General features: G+C 71.1%; 15 protein-coding genes and 3 pseudogenes. 9 read left to right on the forward strand and 9 right to left on the reverse strand.

All coding sequences use genetic code 11. The annotated features are described in order from the left end of the window. A partial coding sequence (locus DY240_RS04180; RefSeq protein WP_199700806.1) for a PHP domain-containing protein occupies positions 1 to 1,241 on the reverse strand: 1,241 nt, incomplete at its 3' end. Between the two features lie 53 nt (positions 1,242 to 1,294). On the opposite strand from DY240_RS04180, the gene DY240_RS04185 reads away from it, so the two are divergent. Beyond that, a complete protein-coding gene (locus tag DY240_RS04185; protein WP_119658705.1) occupies positions 1,295 to 1,600 on the forward strand; it encodes a YlxR family protein in 306 nt (101 codons plus the stop codon). Positions 1,601 to 1,954: 354 nt separating this feature from the next. Continuing rightward, positions 1,955 to 2,218 (forward strand): annotated as a pseudogene (locus DY240_RS32715) (LuxR C-terminal-related transcriptional regulator); the annotation flags it as partial. 227 nt (positions 2,219 to 2,445) lie between these two features. Here DY240_RS32715 and DY240_RS33165 read toward each other — a convergent pair. The 6 genes and pseudogenes from DY240_RS33165 to DY240_RS04220 form a co-directional block, all read right to left on the reverse strand. Then, positions 2,446 to 2,577, reverse strand: a pseudogene (locus DY240_RS33165) (integrase core domain-containing protein); the annotation flags it as partial. A gap of 100 nt (positions 2,578 to 2,677) precedes the next feature. Continuing rightward, positions 2,678 to 3,040 carry a GNAT family N-acetyltransferase gene (locus DY240_RS04200; protein ID WP_119658707.1) on the reverse strand — a complete coding sequence of 121 codons (363 nt, stop codon included), beginning with the start codon at positions 3,038 to 3,040 and terminating at the stop codon, positions 2,678 to 2,680. Further along, positions 3,037 to 4,053 carry a pirin family protein gene (locus DY240_RS04205; protein ID WP_119658708.1) on the reverse strand — a complete coding sequence of 339 codons (1,017 nt, stop codon included), beginning with the start codon at positions 4,051 to 4,053 and terminating at the stop codon, positions 3,037 to 3,039. Before DY240_RS04205 ends, DY240_RS04200 begins: the two co-directional genes overlap by 4 nt. Next, positions 4,050 to 4,523 carry a carboxymuconolactone decarboxylase family protein gene (locus DY240_RS04210; protein ID WP_119658709.1) on the reverse strand — a complete coding sequence of 158 codons (474 nt, stop codon included), beginning with the start codon at positions 4,521 to 4,523 and terminating at the stop codon, positions 4,050 to 4,052. Before DY240_RS04210 ends, DY240_RS04205 begins: the two co-directional genes overlap by 4 nt. Before the next feature lie 89 nt (positions 4,524 to 4,612). Beyond that, positions 4,613 to 5,071 (reverse strand): carboxymuconolactone decarboxylase family protein, encoded by a 459-nt coding sequence (locus DY240_RS04215; protein ID WP_119658710.1) that lies wholly within the window; start codon positions 5,069 to 5,071, stop codon positions 4,613 to 4,615. A 105-nt stretch (positions 5,072 to 5,176) separates the two neighbouring features. After that, positions 5,177 to 6,619, reverse strand: coding sequence for an NAD(P)/FAD-dependent oxidoreductase (locus DY240_RS04220; protein WP_119658711.1), 1,443 nt, complete (start codon positions 6,617 to 6,619; stop codon positions 5,177 to 5,179). A gap of 585 nt (positions 6,620 to 7,204) precedes the next feature. On the opposite strand from DY240_RS04220, the gene DY240_RS04230 reads away from it, so the two are divergent. From DY240_RS04230 to DY240_RS04260, 6 genes are all read left to right on the forward strand, one after another. Next, on the forward strand, positions 7,205 to 8,122 hold the full coding sequence (locus DY240_RS04230) for a GlxA family transcriptional regulator (RefSeq protein ID WP_199700808.1): 918 nt from the start codon (positions 7,205 to 7,207) through the stop codon (positions 8,120 to 8,122). Positions 8,123 to 8,190: 68 nt separating this feature from the next. Beyond that, positions 8,191 to 9,801, forward strand: coding sequence for a response regulator transcription factor (locus tag DY240_RS04235; RefSeq protein WP_119658712.1), 1,611 nt, complete (start codon positions 8,191 to 8,193; stop codon positions 9,799 to 9,801). Between the two features lie 129 nt (positions 9,802 to 9,930). Next, positions 9,931 to 10,833: an alpha/beta fold hydrolase gene (locus DY240_RS04240; RefSeq protein WP_119658713.1), complete on the forward strand. Its 903-nt coding sequence runs from the start codon at positions 9,931 to 9,933 to the stop codon at positions 10,831 to 10,833. A gap of 45 nt (positions 10,834 to 10,878) precedes the next feature. Continuing rightward, the gene (locus DY240_RS04245; RefSeq protein WP_119658714.1) at positions 10,879 to 11,601 is read left to right on the forward strand and encodes a DedA family protein; all 723 of its coding nucleotides are present in this window, start codon (positions 10,879 to 10,881) and stop codon (positions 11,599 to 11,601) included. Positions 11,602 to 11,809: 208 nt separating this feature from the next. Further along, positions 11,810 to 12,445 carry a carbonic anhydrase gene (locus DY240_RS04255; protein ID WP_119658716.1) on the forward strand — a complete coding sequence of 212 codons (636 nt, stop codon included), beginning with the start codon at positions 11,810 to 11,812 and terminating at the stop codon, positions 12,443 to 12,445. Between the two features lie 26 nt (positions 12,446 to 12,471). Next, on the forward strand, positions 12,472 to 13,440 hold the full coding sequence (locus tag DY240_RS04260) for an L-threonylcarbamoyladenylate synthase (RefSeq protein ID WP_199700809.1): 969 nt from the start codon (positions 12,472 to 12,474) through the stop codon (positions 13,438 to 13,440). An 81-nt stretch (positions 13,441 to 13,521) separates the two neighbouring features. Here DY240_RS04260 and DY240_RS33980 read toward each other — a convergent pair. Further along, positions 13,522 to 13,781: pseudogene (locus DY240_RS33980) on the reverse strand (TetR/AcrR family transcriptional regulator); the annotation flags it as partial. 16 nt (positions 13,782 to 13,797) lie between these two features. Next, positions 13,798 to 14,475: a helix-turn-helix transcriptional regulator gene (locus tag DY240_RS04270; protein WP_119658718.1), complete on the reverse strand. Its 678-nt coding sequence runs from the start codon at positions 14,473 to 14,475 to the stop codon at positions 13,798 to 13,800. Positions 14,476 to 14,570: 95 nt separating this feature from the next. Between DY240_RS04270 and DY240_RS04275 the strand changes: the two genes are divergently transcribed. Beyond that, positions 14,571 to 14,990 carry a hypothetical protein gene (locus tag DY240_RS04275; RefSeq protein WP_119658719.1) on the forward strand — a complete coding sequence of 140 codons (420 nt, stop codon included), beginning with the start codon at positions 14,571 to 14,573 and terminating at the stop codon, positions 14,988 to 14,990. The last annotated feature ends 291 nt before the right edge of the window (positions 14,991 to 15,281 follow it).

A 15,281-nucleotide genomic window follows, 5' to 3' on the forward strand; every position in this document is an offset into this window, starting at 1 on the left:
CGGCCCTGGCACAGGATCCCCTCGCGGCGGCAGAATTCCGTGATCTCGTGAACGATCAGGAAGTAGCCGGGAAAGTTCAGCTGTTCGATGACGTCGAGCTCGTGCGCGATCTGGGCGTAGGCGCGTTGGGTCGACGGGCCGGGCGGGCCGTAGCGGGCGGCGGCGCCGGCGGCGACCTGGTGGCGCAGCCAGCTGGCGTCGGTGTGCCCGTCCGGGACCTCGCGGTCGGGCAGCTCGGGGCGGATCAGGCTCAGGTCGAACGCGCACGCCTGCCCGAGTTCGACGGTGGTCTCCAGCACGCCGGGGTAGCGGGCCAGCCGGGCCCGCATCTCCTCACCGGAGCGGAGGAACGCCCCGCCGGCGGCGGGGAGCCACCCGTCGAGCTCGGCCAGGCTGGTCGTGGCCCGGGCCGCGGCCAGCACCTGCGCCAGCCGCCGGCCGGCCGGGGTGGCGTAGTGGACGTTGTTCGACGCCACCACCCCCACCCCGACCTCACCCGCGAGCGTGTACAGGGTGTCGTTGCGGTCGTCGTCGAGGGGCTGGTCGTGGTCGATCAGCTCGACCACCACGTTCTCGGCGCCGAACAGCTCGACCAGGCGACGCAGCTCGGCCGCGGCCGCCGGCGGGCCGCCGGCGGCGAGTGCGGCCGGGACGAGGCCCTTGCGGCAGCCGGTCAGGATCACCCACCGGCCGTCGTGCGCGGCCGCGAGCTCGTCGAGATCGTAGACGGGTCGGCCCTTGCTCCCGCGCAGCTGCGCCGCCGAGATCGCCGCGGACAGCCGCCGGTACCCGTCGGGGTCGCGGGCCAGCACCAGCAGGTGCCGGCCCTCGGGATCCGGGATGCCGTTCTGCCGCCGGGTCAGCTCCAGGCTCAGCTCGGCGCCGAACACCGTCGCGATGCCGGCCTCGCGGGCGGCCTCGGCGAACTTCACCACCCCGTACATGCCGTCGTGGTCGGTGATCGCCACCGTCTCCACACCCTGGAAGGCCGCCTCGGCGACCAGCTCTTCGGGCTCCGACGCGCCGTCCAGGAACGAGTAGGCCGAGTGGCAGTGCAGCTCCGCCCACGGCACCGCCGGCGGCGTGCGCGGGGTCTCCGGCGCCGGCGGCTCGGGTCGCGGGCGGGGCGGCAGCTTCGCGCCGTCGCTGCGCCATCCGCTGCCCCACGTCAGCGCCCGCTCGAACTCGCTCCACGGGATGTCAGGCCGAGGGTCCCAGCCCACCACGGACCACCCCACCACGCATGACCAGACACCACAAGCGATCATCGAACATGTGTTCTATCGTATCGCTCATGGTCGACCGTGAGCAGCCGCCGCACGTGCGGCAATGGCGTGACGTGCTGAACCGACACGTGCCGGACGACCCCGCGAGCTACCCCGACCGGCCCTGTCCGCGTCGCGTCCGGGTCCGCGTCGTCTGGGCCGACCAGGACGGCGTCGTCGGCGAGGCCTGGCTCACCGGCACCCTGACCCGCTGGGGCGGCACCCACCGCTACGTCCAACTCGACGACACCGCCGGCCGCCTCCCCGGACGAGGCGTCTGGGTCAAACCCGACGACGTCTACCAGTCCGAACCGGTCGATTCGACGGATGTCTAGCTCGTCGCGACCTATCGCTGAGACCCACGAATTCGATTCCGACGCCGTCGCCCGGCCCTACATCGATCACACAGACTGTCTCGACGAACCGACGCTCAGATCGGCGACGATGCGGTGAGCCTGTGTGCCCATCCGATGACCTGACGGCTGGTAGTGGCCTTGGGCGGCCCCGTGTGAACGTCCCGGTGATCGTTGGTGTCCCACCGCCAGGTGGCCCACACCGCGGCACCGTGGCAGATGGCTCCGAACAGGACGGGGGACGGCTCTTCGGTTCACGCTTGCTGTTGGGTGCGAACGGTGTCACGGTCCGGGCTGGTCGCCATGGTCGCCGACGGTGCGGTGCGGGGCCAGGCCCGCCGGCTGCTGGCGACCTTCGCCGACCAGGCGCCGGTGGTACCGGTCCAGCCCATCGACCCGCTCACCGAGCGCGAGGAGGAGGTGCTCGCGCTGGTGGCACGGGGCCGGACCAACGCCGAGATCGCGATGTGGTCATACGACACCAGACGCGTGAGAGCCGATGAGTGGGTACAGGTCGCAGCCTGTGCTCGCGGGGTTCGGCAGCCCAGCGATGAGTGTGAGCCGCCGCGTTCGATGCCGACGTCGGCGCCATGGTGGTGACGACGAACGCCGCGGCACGGCCGTAATGGCCGGTCGGCTCGTCGGCGACGTCACCGTGACGACCTGCCCCGGACCTTTCGGCGTGTTCATCCAGGATCGACCACAGCATCAGGTGGTCGATCCTGGATGATCATCGAGACAGCACGGACGAGCCACCGCGGATGTCCCGATCGGCGCTCTCGTCCGCACGCCCGATGTCGCCCACGCCGTCATTCTCGATGGCGGCTGACAGATGAGTGCGCCCGGTCGTGGTCGTACTCCTCCTTCCAGTCGCCAATGGTGACCTTGGTGTGGGTCCGAGACCAGAACAGGTGGATGTTGAGGCATTCGTCGCGCAGGCGACCGTTGAAGGAGTTGGCCGGGCCGCTGCTGGCCTGTGCCGCGGCGATCCCGCGGACCTCGAGTCGGCCACTCTGCGCTGACGTGGACGTCGCATCGGGCGTGGGCACACGGTGCGTGCTACTTCTGGCGGGCGGCCACGGCGCGCAGGTGGTGTGGTCTGGGCCTGACGATGTGGTCGTTGTACTCGGGGTGCTTCGGGAGCCACGCGGCGACGTAGGGGCAGACCGGGACGATGGCGTAGTGGTGGGCGATGACGTCCTCGACCACGGTGCGGACCAGCAGGGAGGCGAGGCCCTGGCCGCTGTAGTCCTCAGAGACGCCGGTGTGATAGAGCACGCGCTGGATGCCGCCGGGGGTGTCGACGTCGACGTAGTCCTCCTCGCCGATGATCTGATCGGCAGGGCTGGTGGCGTCATGATCGATGAGGACGTACCGTGACTCCTCGGCCCGGTTCTGCACCTCGAAGCGCTGATCGGTCATGGTCGTCCTCCGTGGGGCTGCTCGCGCGGTCGAAGCCGGATGGTCGGCAGGTCCGGGGCGGGCAGTGCCGGTGGTTGGCCGGGCGGGAACTCCCCGAACAATGACGGTTTGCCGGCGTCGGCCGGGTCGGCCGGTTCGAATCCGAGCTCAGCTTGGTAGCGTCGCCGGAACTCGACGATCTCTTCGTGGCTGCGGCCGACAAAGTTCCACCACATGACGATCTGCTCGTCGAGTGGCAGGCCGCCGAGCAGGATGATCCGCGCGCCGTCGGGACCGGCGGCCAGGGTGAGGGTGTCGGCTCCCGGTGGTACGTACGCCAATGATCGGTGATCGGCCGCGGTGCTGTTGACGGTGATCGTCGCGGTCTCGGCGAGGGCTGCGTGTTCGAAGTCCGTCCGGACCTCGAGGGTCACCGTGGCGTCGGGCTCCAGCAGCAATTCGGCACCGAGAAGGTCGGGCGTGCGGGTCTGCACGGGGGAGGCCGAACCGAGGAGCTCACCGAGGAACACGCGCGCCGTCACGCCGGGGACGGTGACGGGCTCGGGCACGTAGTGGTCGAAGTGATGGGGACTGAAGCGTGTCGCGTCCGGGAGGGCGTACCAGAGTTGGACACCGTTGAGGGTGCCGGTGCCGGGAGTGCTGATCTCGGAGTGCGTGATGCCCTGCCCGGCGATCATGAGGTTCAGCTCACCCGGGCGTACGGCCGCCGCGTTGCCGGCGGAATCGAGGTGGTCGATCGTGCCGGTGAACAGGCAGGAAACGGTGGCCAGCCCGGTGTGGGGATGTCTCGGGACCTCCATGCCGCCGGTGGCCGCTATGTCGTCGGGGCCGTAGTGGTCCAGGAAGCACCACGCCCCGACCATGGACCGGTGGCGTTGCGGCAGAGTTCGGTACACGGTCATGGCTCGGGGCCCGCCCAGGGGCACAAGGCGCGGCTGGAGGACCTCGACCGCGGCGCAGGGCCGTCCGTGGGCCAGGACGGTCAGGTCGGGACGTAGCTCGAGGTCGCTCACCGGGTCACCTTCCCGTCGGCGCCTCGTGGGCGCACCGGATGCTGGCTGAGGATGGAGATCCGGTTGAACGCGTTGACCGTCGCCGCGACCCATTCGGCCGCGACGAATCCCTCGTCACCCAGGATGCCGTGTGCGGCCACCAGATCGGCCTGCGCTTCGTCGGTGACCGGCAGCCGGGTGGCGGCTTCTGCGACAGCGAGCACGGCGATTTCGCGATCGGTGTAGAGGCCGGCGTCGCGCCATGTCGGCAGCAGGTCCAGCTTCTGCTGGACGATGCCGGCCTGGCGGGCCTGCCGGGAGTGCAGGTCCAGGCAGAACGCGCAGCCGTTGAGCTGGGAGGAGCGCACCTTGATGAGCTCGATCTCTTGCGCCTTCAGTCCGCGCTCCAATGCGGCCACGCGGATTGCCGTTGCGTAGGTCTGCGCGGCCTGCCATGCCTCGGGCATGACCTTGTCCATGAACGGACGCATCTGTCTCCTCGCCAGTAGCAGCCACCGTACATGGGCCTCGGGATACCTTCGCCGATCCCGCTCCTTCGTCGGCAGCGGCAGGGTCCCGATCAGTCGCCGACGTAGTAGCGGCTCGTGATCGCGACCCGGTTCATGGCGTTCATCACCGTGGTCAACCACGCGACAGCCGAGACCTGATCCGGGGTCAGTACGTCGGCGGCAGCCGCGTAGTCCTCGTCGCTGACGTGCTCGGCCGCCACCAGGGTGATGGCCTCGGTCAGGCGGAGCGCGGCGCGCTCGCCCGCGGAGAAGTAGGCGGATTCCGCCCATGCGGGCAGCACAGCGATGCGATCGGGGTTCTCGCCCTTCTTGAGCGCGTCGCGGGTATGCATACGAAGACAGAACGCACATCCGTTGATCTGTGAGGTGCGGATCCGGACCAGCTCAACCAGGAGCGGGTCGAGTCCGGCCGCTGCCGCGTTCGTGCCGGCCTCGGTGGACAAGGCGATGAGGGCCTTGTAAGCGGTTGGATGCTGGTCACCCAGGTTGGTACGGGGAGGATTCGCCATGTTTTCTCCAATGCGGTCATCGTGCGGAGGCGTCGTCGCGGGTTCGTTGATGGTGTTCGGCCTTGTGGATTCCGCGGGCATCACCTGAGGGGCAGCTGCGATCGGTCAGTCACCCCGGCCATCCGGCGGTGACGTGGCGCTCACCTCGTCCGTTCCGGATGGCCCCGCCTCCGGCTGTGCTGACGCGGGTACCGTCGCGGCCGCTGGGCTGCCGGTCTCGCGCTGCTGGCGGGCGCCGAGGGTGGCGGCGATGAAGGCGGCCCGCGGGTGCTGCACGGAGAGAAGCGACACGATGTCGCGGCCGTAGAACAGCGCCGCCGCCCAGACCAGCGCCACCCGGACCTTGCGCTCCCAGGTGGGGATGGCCAGCACGTGGTAGCCGCGGTGGATGAGCCAGGCGAGCAGGCCCTTGATGACGATGCGGCGGTACTGGAAGATCCCCTTGCCCAGGCCGAGGGTGGCGACGGTGCCGAGGCTGTGGTGCTTGTACGGCTTCACCTTCTTGCCGCGCAGGTCGGCGACGACGTTCTTGGCCAGGCGCTTGCCCTGCCGAACCGCGTGCTGAGCGTTGGGGACGGTGAACGAGCCGCCGGGGATGTCCGAGGCGAGGTCGGGGACGGCGGCGTTGTCGCCGGCCGCCCAGGCGTCGGGGATGGCGGCGTAGGGGGTGCCGAGGCGCAGGTCGGCGCGGACCCGGAACAGGCCGGCCCGGTCGACGGGCAGGTCGGTGTGCCGGGCGACGACGGGGTTGCTCTGGTTGCCGGCGGACCAGACGAGGAGGTGGTTGTCGTACTCGGTGCCGTCGGAGAGCACGATGTGGTTGTCGACGGCGGAGACCAGGCTGGTGCCGAGGTGGATGCGGGCGCCGCGCTTCTCCAGGTGCCGGATGGCCCAGCGTGCGGGCTCGTCGGTGAGTTCGGGCAGGATCCGGTCGCGGATCTCGACCAAGTGGAAGGCGAGGTCGTCGAAGCTGAGTTCGGGGTAGTGCTTGAGCAGGGCGGTGGCCAGGGAGAGCAGCTCGGCGAAGCCCTCGACGCCGGTGTAGCCGCCGCCGACGAACGTCACCGTCAGCAGCGCGCGCCGCTCCGGGCCGGGCGGCAGCGTGGCGGCTCGCTCGAACGCCGTCAGCAGCGAGTCCCGGATGGCGACGGCCTCCTCCACGTGCTTGAGGCCGATGGCCTCGTCGGCGACGCCCGGGATCGGGAAGGTCCGGGTCACCGCTCCGGCGGTGATGACGATGGTGTCGTAGGGCACCTCATCCTCGGGGCCGTCGGCGGAGCGGATGGTGGCGGTGCGGTGCGCGTGGTCGATGTGGACGACGCTGCCCACGATCAGGTGGGTGTGCGGCAGGTGCCGCCGCAGCGAGACCGCGACGTGCCGGGCCTCGATGGAGCCGGCCGTCACCTCGGGCAGGAACGGCTGGTAGGTCATGTACGGGCGCGGGTCGACGAGCGTCACCGACGCCTCGTCGGTCCGCAGCCTCTTCTCCAGCTTCCACGCGGTGTAGAAGCCGGCATACCCGCCGCTCACGATCAGGATCCTGCGCATCGCTTGCCTCCTCGATTCCCACCCGACGACGGCTTGGCGCCCCCGGAACGTGACGGATTCCGACCGGACGTGACCCACGTGACAGCACACGCGGGGTCTGGAGCACGCCTTCCGTCACCACGTTCGTGACGTGACGCCCGGCCGGTAGGCCTCGTCGGCCAGGGTGGAAACCCGGCTCGCCCAGGATCGGCCAGGCAGCGGCCATCCGCGGATGAGGCCGATGGGTTGCCCCGGAACGGAAGTCGTCGAAGCAGGCGCGTGAGCACGCGCGCTACACCCTGGCGATCATCGTGATCTCGATCAGCTGCTCGGGAGAGGCGAGGCCGGTCGTACCCAGCATCGTGCTCGCCACCTGGGGATCGCCACGAGCTGCCCGGAGACGTCGATGGTGTCGGCGTGCTGGAGAGCCTGGACATCACCGTAGGCCACCTCCCACGGCACTCCGGAACTCTCCGTCTTCGACATGATCACTCCCTTGCGCCCGTTGCTGCTCAGGTCGCGATCAGCTGACCCTACGCGGGCCGGCAGGACGCCCGATAGCGGCGACCGGGCCGTTCCGCGCAAGGATCGTGCCACAATGGGCGGGTGGTGGTGTCTCGGACGATCGCGATCGTCACAATGCCGGGGACGATCGCCCTCGACTACAGCATCGCCGCCAACGTTCTCGGCGACCAGGCCGGATATCGCGTCCTGGTGTGCGGTGAGCCCGCAGCGTCCGCCGGAGTCCAGATCGTCCCTTCACACGACCTGGCGGCTATCGCCGAGGCCGACACCGTGGTCGTCCCCGGTTTCGAGGACCCGCACATCCCGCCGCCCGATCACTACCTCGACGCCATCGCCCGCAGCTTCGACCGGGGCGCGACGACGATCGGCATCTGCACCGGCACGTTCGCGTTGGCCGCAAGCGGGATCACGAACCGGCGCCAGGTCACGGCGCACTGGCAGTACACCGCACAGCTCCAGGAGCTCTACCCCGATACCAAGGTCCTCGAGAACGTCCTCTTCGTCGAGGACGGACACCTGCTCACCTCGGCGGGTGCCGGCGCGGGCATCGACCTGTGCCTCCACCTGATCCGCTCGGACTTCGGGGTCGACGCGGAACTCGCGGCAGGCAAGAGCTTCGTGGCCGCGCCGGCCCGGCCTGGCGCCCACCCCCAGTACGTCGACGCGTTGACGCCGCCCAGGTCGGACCTGGCCGAAACCCGCTACTGGGCGATGGAGAACCTGAGCCTGCCGATCACCGTCGACCAGCTGGCCCGGCGCAGCGCCATGGCGCGCCGTACCTTCATTCGGCGCTTCCGTGAAGAGACCGGTATGGCGCCGATGCGCTGGCTCACCCTGCAGCGGGTGCTGCTGGCGCGCCGGCTGCTGGAGAAGTCGGACTGGTCGATCGATCGGATCGCGGACCAGTCCGGCATGGGCACCGGTGCCAACTTCCGAGCCCTGTTCCGCAAGGAGACCGGGTCGTCCCCCAGCGAGTACCGCCGCCTGCACCGGAGCTAGCGCCGGGCTTCCGCTCATGCGGCGTCGGCCCGAGGTCGATAGCCTGCTGTTCGTCGATGGGGACGGCAGTGAACGAGACGACGGACATTCTCGGCCGGGGGCGGCAGGCTCACGGGGCACAGGACTGGACCACCGCCGCGGCGCACTTCGACGCCGTCGCGGTCGAGCGACTCAGCGCGGACGACCTCGCGGCCTACGCCGATGCCGTGTGGTGGCTCGGCCGCGCCGACGACGCCCTGCGGCTCGAGGCCGCCGCGTGCGAGGCCTTCGTCGCCGGCTCCCGGCCCGCCGAGGCCGCGTGGGCCGCCATGCGGGTGGGCATCTTCCGTCTGGGACGGGGCGACGAGCCGCAGGGCATGGGCTGGATCAGCCGGGCCGGGCGTCTGCTGAAGGGTGTCCCGGAGTGCCGCGCCCATGCGTTCCTGCTGCAGCTGACCGCACTGGAGCCGAGCCTTCAGGCAGGGCGTCCGGGCGAGGCGGTGGACGCCGCACGCCGCATCCAGGACGTCGGCCGCCGGCTCGGCCAGCCCGACGTGGTGGCCATGGGCCTCAACGGCGAAGGCCGGGCCCTGATCAGATCCGGCCAGGTGGTCGACGGGCTGAGGTTGCTCGACGAGGCGATGGTCACCGTGCTGGACGGCCGGATCGCGCCGTTCGCGGCGGGCAGCCTCTACTGCCACACCATCGCTTCGTGTCACGAGATCGCCGACATCGACCGGATGAGCCGGTGGGTCGACCTGACCGAGCGGTGGCTGGCCACCCTTCCGGCGGCGGTGCTGTTCGGTGGCCTGTGCGCGGTGCACCGGGCTCAGCTCGACCTGATCCGCGGCGCATGGCGGGAGGCCGAGCAGAAGGCGCTGCAGGTGGCCGCTGCACTCGACGTCAACCGCATCGACTATGCCGCGGAGGCCTGGTACGTCGTCGCCGAAGCGCGCCGGTTGCGCGGCGAACCGACCGCCGCGGATGCCTACGACGAGGCGCGCGCCCGTGGACGCGATCCGCAGCCGGGACGCGCGCTGCTGCAGCTCCGGACGGGTGACGCCGAGGGTGCCGCGGCGTCGGTGCGCGCCGCCGCGGCGGCGGCCGGCGCCGACCCGCTGCGCCGTGCTCAGCTGTGTGCCGCCGCGGTGGAGATCGCCATCGCCGCGGGGCGCCTCGGTGACGCCGCTGCCGGCGCAGCTGAGCTCGAGGCGACGGCGTCGAGGTACACCACCTCGGGACTCGTCGCGATGGCGGCCACGGCACGTGGCGCGGTGCTGCTGGCCGAGGGCCGCGCAGGGGAGGCCCTTCGCGCGCTCCGCGACGGCTCTCGGCGCTGGCACGAACTCGGCGCGGTGTACGACGCCGCCGGTACCTGCGCCCTGCTCGCCAAGGCCTACCGGGCACTCGGCGACGAGGTGTCGGCGGCAGCGGAGGCCACGCACGCGGAGGCGCTGTACGAACAGCTCGGCGCGCACCGGCCGGCGCCGAGGCCTCCCGCCGGACTGAGCCGGCGCGAGTGCGAGGTGCTGGCGCTGGTGGCCGACGGCCGCTCCAACCGGCAGATCGGCGAGACGCTGTTCATCAGCGACCGCACGGTCGCCCGGCATCTGACGAACATCTTCCACAAGATCGATGTCACCTCCCGGACCCAGGCCGCCCGCTACGCCGTCGACCACGGGCTGACGGTCACCCGGTGAGGCGGCTACGCACTACCGCGTAGGTCCGGCCGCGGGTTGGTCAATCATGCCGATGCCGGTCGCCCGCCGCGCGATCGAGCATCGCGGTAGACGCGCCGAACGGCGGCGCCCCGATCGGGAGCGATCACCATGGCCGGTACGAGAATCCATCGAGCGGTGTCCGCCGACGGCACCGAGATCGCCGGACGAGTACAGGGAGACGGGCCGGCGCTGGTGCTGGTCCACGGTGGTATCGGCGACGGCGAGGTCGCCTGGGAGGCCATGCTGCCCCACCTCACCGACCGGTTCTCGTGCTATCTGCCGAGCACCCGCGGCCGCGGACTGTCCGGCGACGACCCCGACCACTCGCCGCCGCGCCTGGAGGACGACGTGACGGCGTTCGTCGACAGCATCGGCGAGCCGGTCCACCTGGCGGGCTGGTCCGGCAGCGGCGCGTGGGTGCTCGGTGCGGCCGCGCGCAGCGACGCCGTCGCCGCCGTGGCCGTGTACGAGCCGACGCTGATCCCCGTCATGGGACGGGACGACCTCGCCCGGACGCTCGGCACGATGGAGCAGATCGGCGCGGCGGCCGCCGCTGGCCGGCTCGTCGATGCGTTGCGCGCCTTCGCGCCGTGGATCTGTACCGACGATGAGATCGCCGCTCTGGAGCGGACGGACTTCTTCCAGCGGTGGGCGGGCCGCGTACCGGCGATGCTCCGGTTCGTCCAGCACGACGCGTCGTACCACGGGCCGCGGTCGACGGACGCCGAGGCGCTCGGGCGGATCACCGCGCCGGTGCTGCTCCTGCGGGGTCGGCAGACCCGGCTCGGCACCTTCTTCACCGACTCCGCGCGGTTCATCGCCCAGCACGTCGCCGACCCGCAGGTCTGGGAGCTGCCGGGCGTCGGGCACTTCGCGCCGGTGCTCGCACCGGAGTCCGTCGCCGACGAGCTGATCACGTTCTTCGGCAGTCCGGCGGCCGTCACGCGCCCGCCGGGGACTGCACCCGTAAGTGCACCTTCTGGCCGTGCAGAGTGCACGACGGACTCGTGACAAGCGCGCCTATCGATCGATCGGCGGATCGCTCAGCCTTGAACCATGAGCATCGTCGACGGAACATCCCCCAGCCTGGCCGCTGCTGATGCCGTCCCGCGAGCGACCAACCCGTGGCGCCGGTTCGTGCCGTGGCAGGGTCGCGCCGGCCGCGTCGACCTGGCCCTGATGGGCGCGATCCTCGCCGTGGTGGCGCTCGGCGTGGCGTTGCGGCCGCTGAAGCCGTTCCTGCTCGCCTCGCATCCGGTCATGCTGGAGTTCCTCACCGGCGACCTCACGGCGATCGGTGCGGCGGCCGCGTTCGCCCGTATCGGCGAGGCACCGTTGTGGCTGGTCGTCGTCGCCGGAGCCGCGGGCATGGTCAAGCTCGACTGGCTCACCTGGTGGACCGGACGGCAGTGGGGCCTGGGCATCGTCAGGATGTTCACGGCCAGCGAGCGCGCCGTGCGGTTCGCCGGTCGCGCGACCGAGCTGCGGCCGTGGACCCTGCGCGCCGCGGTCGTCCTCGCCGTGCTGCCCGGTGTCCCCACCGCGGTGGTGTACGCGGTGGCGGGCATGGCGGGGATGCGCCTGGCGACCTTCCTGATCCTCGACTTCGCCGGCGCGCTGACGATGACCGGGGTGGTCGCCGGCCTGGGCTACGGGCTCGGTCAGCGGGCGGTCGACGTCGTCCTCCTCGTCGACCGGTACGCGTCGGTCGTGAGCCTCACGGCGATCGCCGTAGCGGTGCTGATCCCGGTGGTCAAGCGGCTGATCCGACGCCGGTGAGCCCGGGGTCAGCTCGTCCGGCCGGACAGGGCGTCGCTCTCCTCCTCGCCGATGTGGTGCCGGATCTCGGCGATCAACTGCTCCAGTTTCGGCCGGAAGTCCGAGGACGCGGGCGAAAACCGCCTGGTCCGCGGCGCGGTACCCGGCGCATCCACGCACCGGGTGGGATCCGGTCCCGCTGCGTGCGGCGTGTTCATAAGCTTCGGTCATGAGCGATGCCCAGATCGTCACGCCGAGCACCGCCTTCGACCTCCTGCTCGCCGGCAACCGGCGGTTCGTGGCCGGTAGCCCACAGCATCCGAACCAGGACGCGGCCCGGCGCACGGAGATCGCGCCGGCACAGCATCCCTTCGCGGTCGTGTTCGGCTGCTCCGACTCGCGGCTGGCCGCCGAGGTCATCTTCGACCGCGGCCTGGGGGACGTCTTCGTGGTCCGGACGGCGGGGCACGTGGCCGGTCCGGAGGTGCTGGGCAGCATCGAATACGGGATCGGCGTGCTGGAGTGCCCCCTGCTGGTGGTCCTGGGCCACGACGCCTGCGGTGCGGTCGCGGCGGCCCGCGCCACTGTGGACGAGGGCCTGGCGGCCACCGGCTACGTGCGGGATGTGGTCGAGCGGGTCACCCCGAGCGTGCTGGCCGCCCACGCCGCCGGACACCGTGACCCGGAGGAGATCCTCGACGAGCACGTCCGGCGCACGGTCGACCTGCTGCTGGACCGCTCACGCGTGCTGGCGGAGCGGGTGGCGGAGGGCCGGGCCGCCGTCGTCGGGCTGTGCTACCGGCTCGCCGACGGCGACGCCCGGCTCGTCGCCGCCCACGGGCTCGACCTGAGCGACGCCGCCTGAGTGAGAGGATGACGAGGGTGTCGGTGATGAGCAGTCGCATCGAGGAAGCGGCCGGTGTGCTGCGCGCGGGAGGCTTGGTGGCCTTCCCGACCGAGACCGTCTACGGCCTGGGCGCCAACGCCGAGGACGCGGCCGCGGTCGCTCGGATCTTCCAGGCCAAGGGGCGTCCCGCGTCCCACCCGCTGATCGTCCACCTCGCCGACGCGGCGCGGCTGGGCGACTGGGTCGCGGACGTGCCGACCACCGCGCGCCGGCTGGCCGAGAGCTTCTGGCCGGGCCCGTTGACGCTGGTCCTGCGGCGTGGTCGCCGGGTAGCGCTGGAAGCGACCGGTGGACTGGACACGGTCGCCGTGCGTGTGCCCGCCCATCCCGTCGCGCTCGAGCTGCTCTCGGTCTTCGGCGGCGGGGTGGCGGCACCGTCGGCCAACCGCTTCGGCTCGGTCAGCCCGACGACGGCGGAGGACGTGCGGGCCGAGCTCGGCGATGCCGTCGACGTCGTACTGGACGGCGGCCGATGCGACGTCGGCGTCGAATCGACCATCGTCGATGCCACTGGCGATGCCCCGAGCATCCTCCGGCCCGGCGGGGTGACGCGTGAGGATCTCGACCGGGTACTGGGACGCCCGGTCGCGGTCCACGCGACGAGCCGCATCCGGGTGCCGGGCCAGCATCCGTCGCACTACGCACCACGGGCGCGAGTCGTGCTCGTCGACGCCGAGGACGTCGTCGCCGAAGCGGAGCTCGCGCAGGAACGCGGGCGTCGGGTCGGTGTGCTCCTGCCGCCGCAGTTGGCCGGCACCCAGGTGAAGACGCAGGTCCAGGTGGCGGTTCCGGGCTCGATGGCCGCCTACGCGCGCGGGCTGTACGGGTTCCTGCGTGAGTTCGACCAGCACGGGTGCGACCTGATCGTCGCGTCCCTGCCGAGGGAGGAAGGACTGGGCCTGGCCATCGCCAACCGGCTGCGCCGCGCCGCGGGACCCCGATCCACCGAGTGACCTGTGCGGCAGCTGCCGGCGTTCAGCGATGCTGCTCGATCAGGCACCGTGCCACGTTCTGGCGAAGCCCTCGGGGTCGCGCATTTCCAGCAGGACGTTGATGAACGAGCATCCGTCGAAGTCATCGCTGCGGAACCAGGCGTCGAACACGTCGAAGATCGCCAGCAGCCGCTCCTCGGGGGTGGTGCCGAGGCGTTCGGACTCCGACTTGACCAGAACGTCGCCTTGGCCACGCCCGACTGCGCGATGACCTCGTCGACGCCGACATCGCGAACACCGCGGCGCGAGAACAACCCGTAGCTGGTGGTCAACAGCCGGTGACGGCGACGATCCGCCCTCAGGTGGGCTCGCGTCGGCTCATTCCCTGGTGCGCGCCTTGACGCAGCACCGGCCGGGCTCGGGCTCGAGGCACGCCGAGACGGTGTCGCAGCCGAGTCCCTCGGTGACTCCCTGGACGAAGTCGCGGTTCAGCCCGCAGACCAGGTCGGTGTGCTTCTGGGCGAGGGAGTCGAACGGGCAGTTGTTCAGCACGACCGCGTCCGCCTCGACGTGCGGCTCGTACCCCTGGCTGCCGAGTACCCGGGCCACCGCGACCAGCGGGTCGTCGACGGTGACACCGTGCGCGGCGCCTCCGACGCCGCGTCCCTCCTCGCGTGCGACGTCGTGCAGGGCCTCGCTCAGCGGCACGCCCTCGGCGGCGCGGGTGACGGCCGCGGCCAGGATGTCGCCGACCAGGTCGTAGCGCCTGGGCGGGAGCGAGACCGAGAACTCCCGTGTCGCGCGCCGGTACAGCTTGCTCGGGCGACCGGCGCCCGGCCCGGACCTGCCGCTCAGACGGCGGTACTCGACCTCCAGCAGCCCCTCAGAGGCCAGCCGGTCGAGGTGGAAGTTCACGTTGTGCTGGGCCATGCCGAGGGCTGCGGCGGCCTGCTCGCGCCCGACCGGCTCCGGCTGAGCCGCCACGTACTCGTAGAGGGCGCGCCGCGTCTCGTCGGCCAGCGCGCCGATGCCGGATGCCAGCGACCCCAGATCCATATCCGAAGTCTAAAACGGAACTCTCTTGACACAAGAGGTGGCGCCGCGATTCTATTTTTGAGATAACTCAATTTTAGAGACCGGAGGGACCAGCCATGGCCACGACGAGCCGGACCACCAGTACGGGTGCTGGCACACAGCTCGGCGCGGATCGCGCATTCTGGCTGCTGCGCGCCGCGTTCACGATCGCCCCGATCGCCTTCGGGCTGGACAAGTTCGCCGAGCTGCTCACCGGCTGGGAGCAGTACCTCGCGCCCTGGGTCGACGACCTGGTGCCCGGCACCGCCCACCAGGCGATGCTGGCGGTCGGCGTCATCGAGATCGTCGCCGGCGTCGTCGTGGCTCTCGCGCCGCGCTTCGGCGGTCCGCTGGTCGCCGCGTGGCTGGCCGGCATCATCGTCAACCTGCTCACCATGGGCGAGTTCTACGACGTTGCCCTGCGCGACGTCGGCCTGCTCGCCGGAGCGCTCGCCCTGACCCTGCTCGCCTGGGGCCGCCAGAAGGACAAGGCGTGAGCTCGCCCGCGGCGGCTCACCGATGAGAACCTGGCCGACGCCTCGGCCCGCGCGCCGGGGACGCGCACCGTCACCTCGGCCCTCTTCGGTCAGCTGCGGGACGACCCACGCAGCCGGGCCGAGTTCCTCGCACTCACCAGGAGCAAGGCATGAACTGCAGTGACAGGCTCAGAAATCCTCGGCGGGTCGTGGCGGCGGCGCGGCCTCGTGGTGACGCAGCCGGCCTTCGCTCGCCGTTCCCGGTTCGGCTCCGCGGGGGTGCGTGTCAGGCCGCTGGAGCTCTGCTGTCTG

Origin of the sequence: Jiangella rhizosphaerae, assembly GCF_003579925.1 — a bacterium.
Classification (GTDB): Bacteria; Actinomycetota; Actinomycetes; order Jiangellales; family Jiangellaceae; genus Jiangella; species Jiangella rhizosphaerae.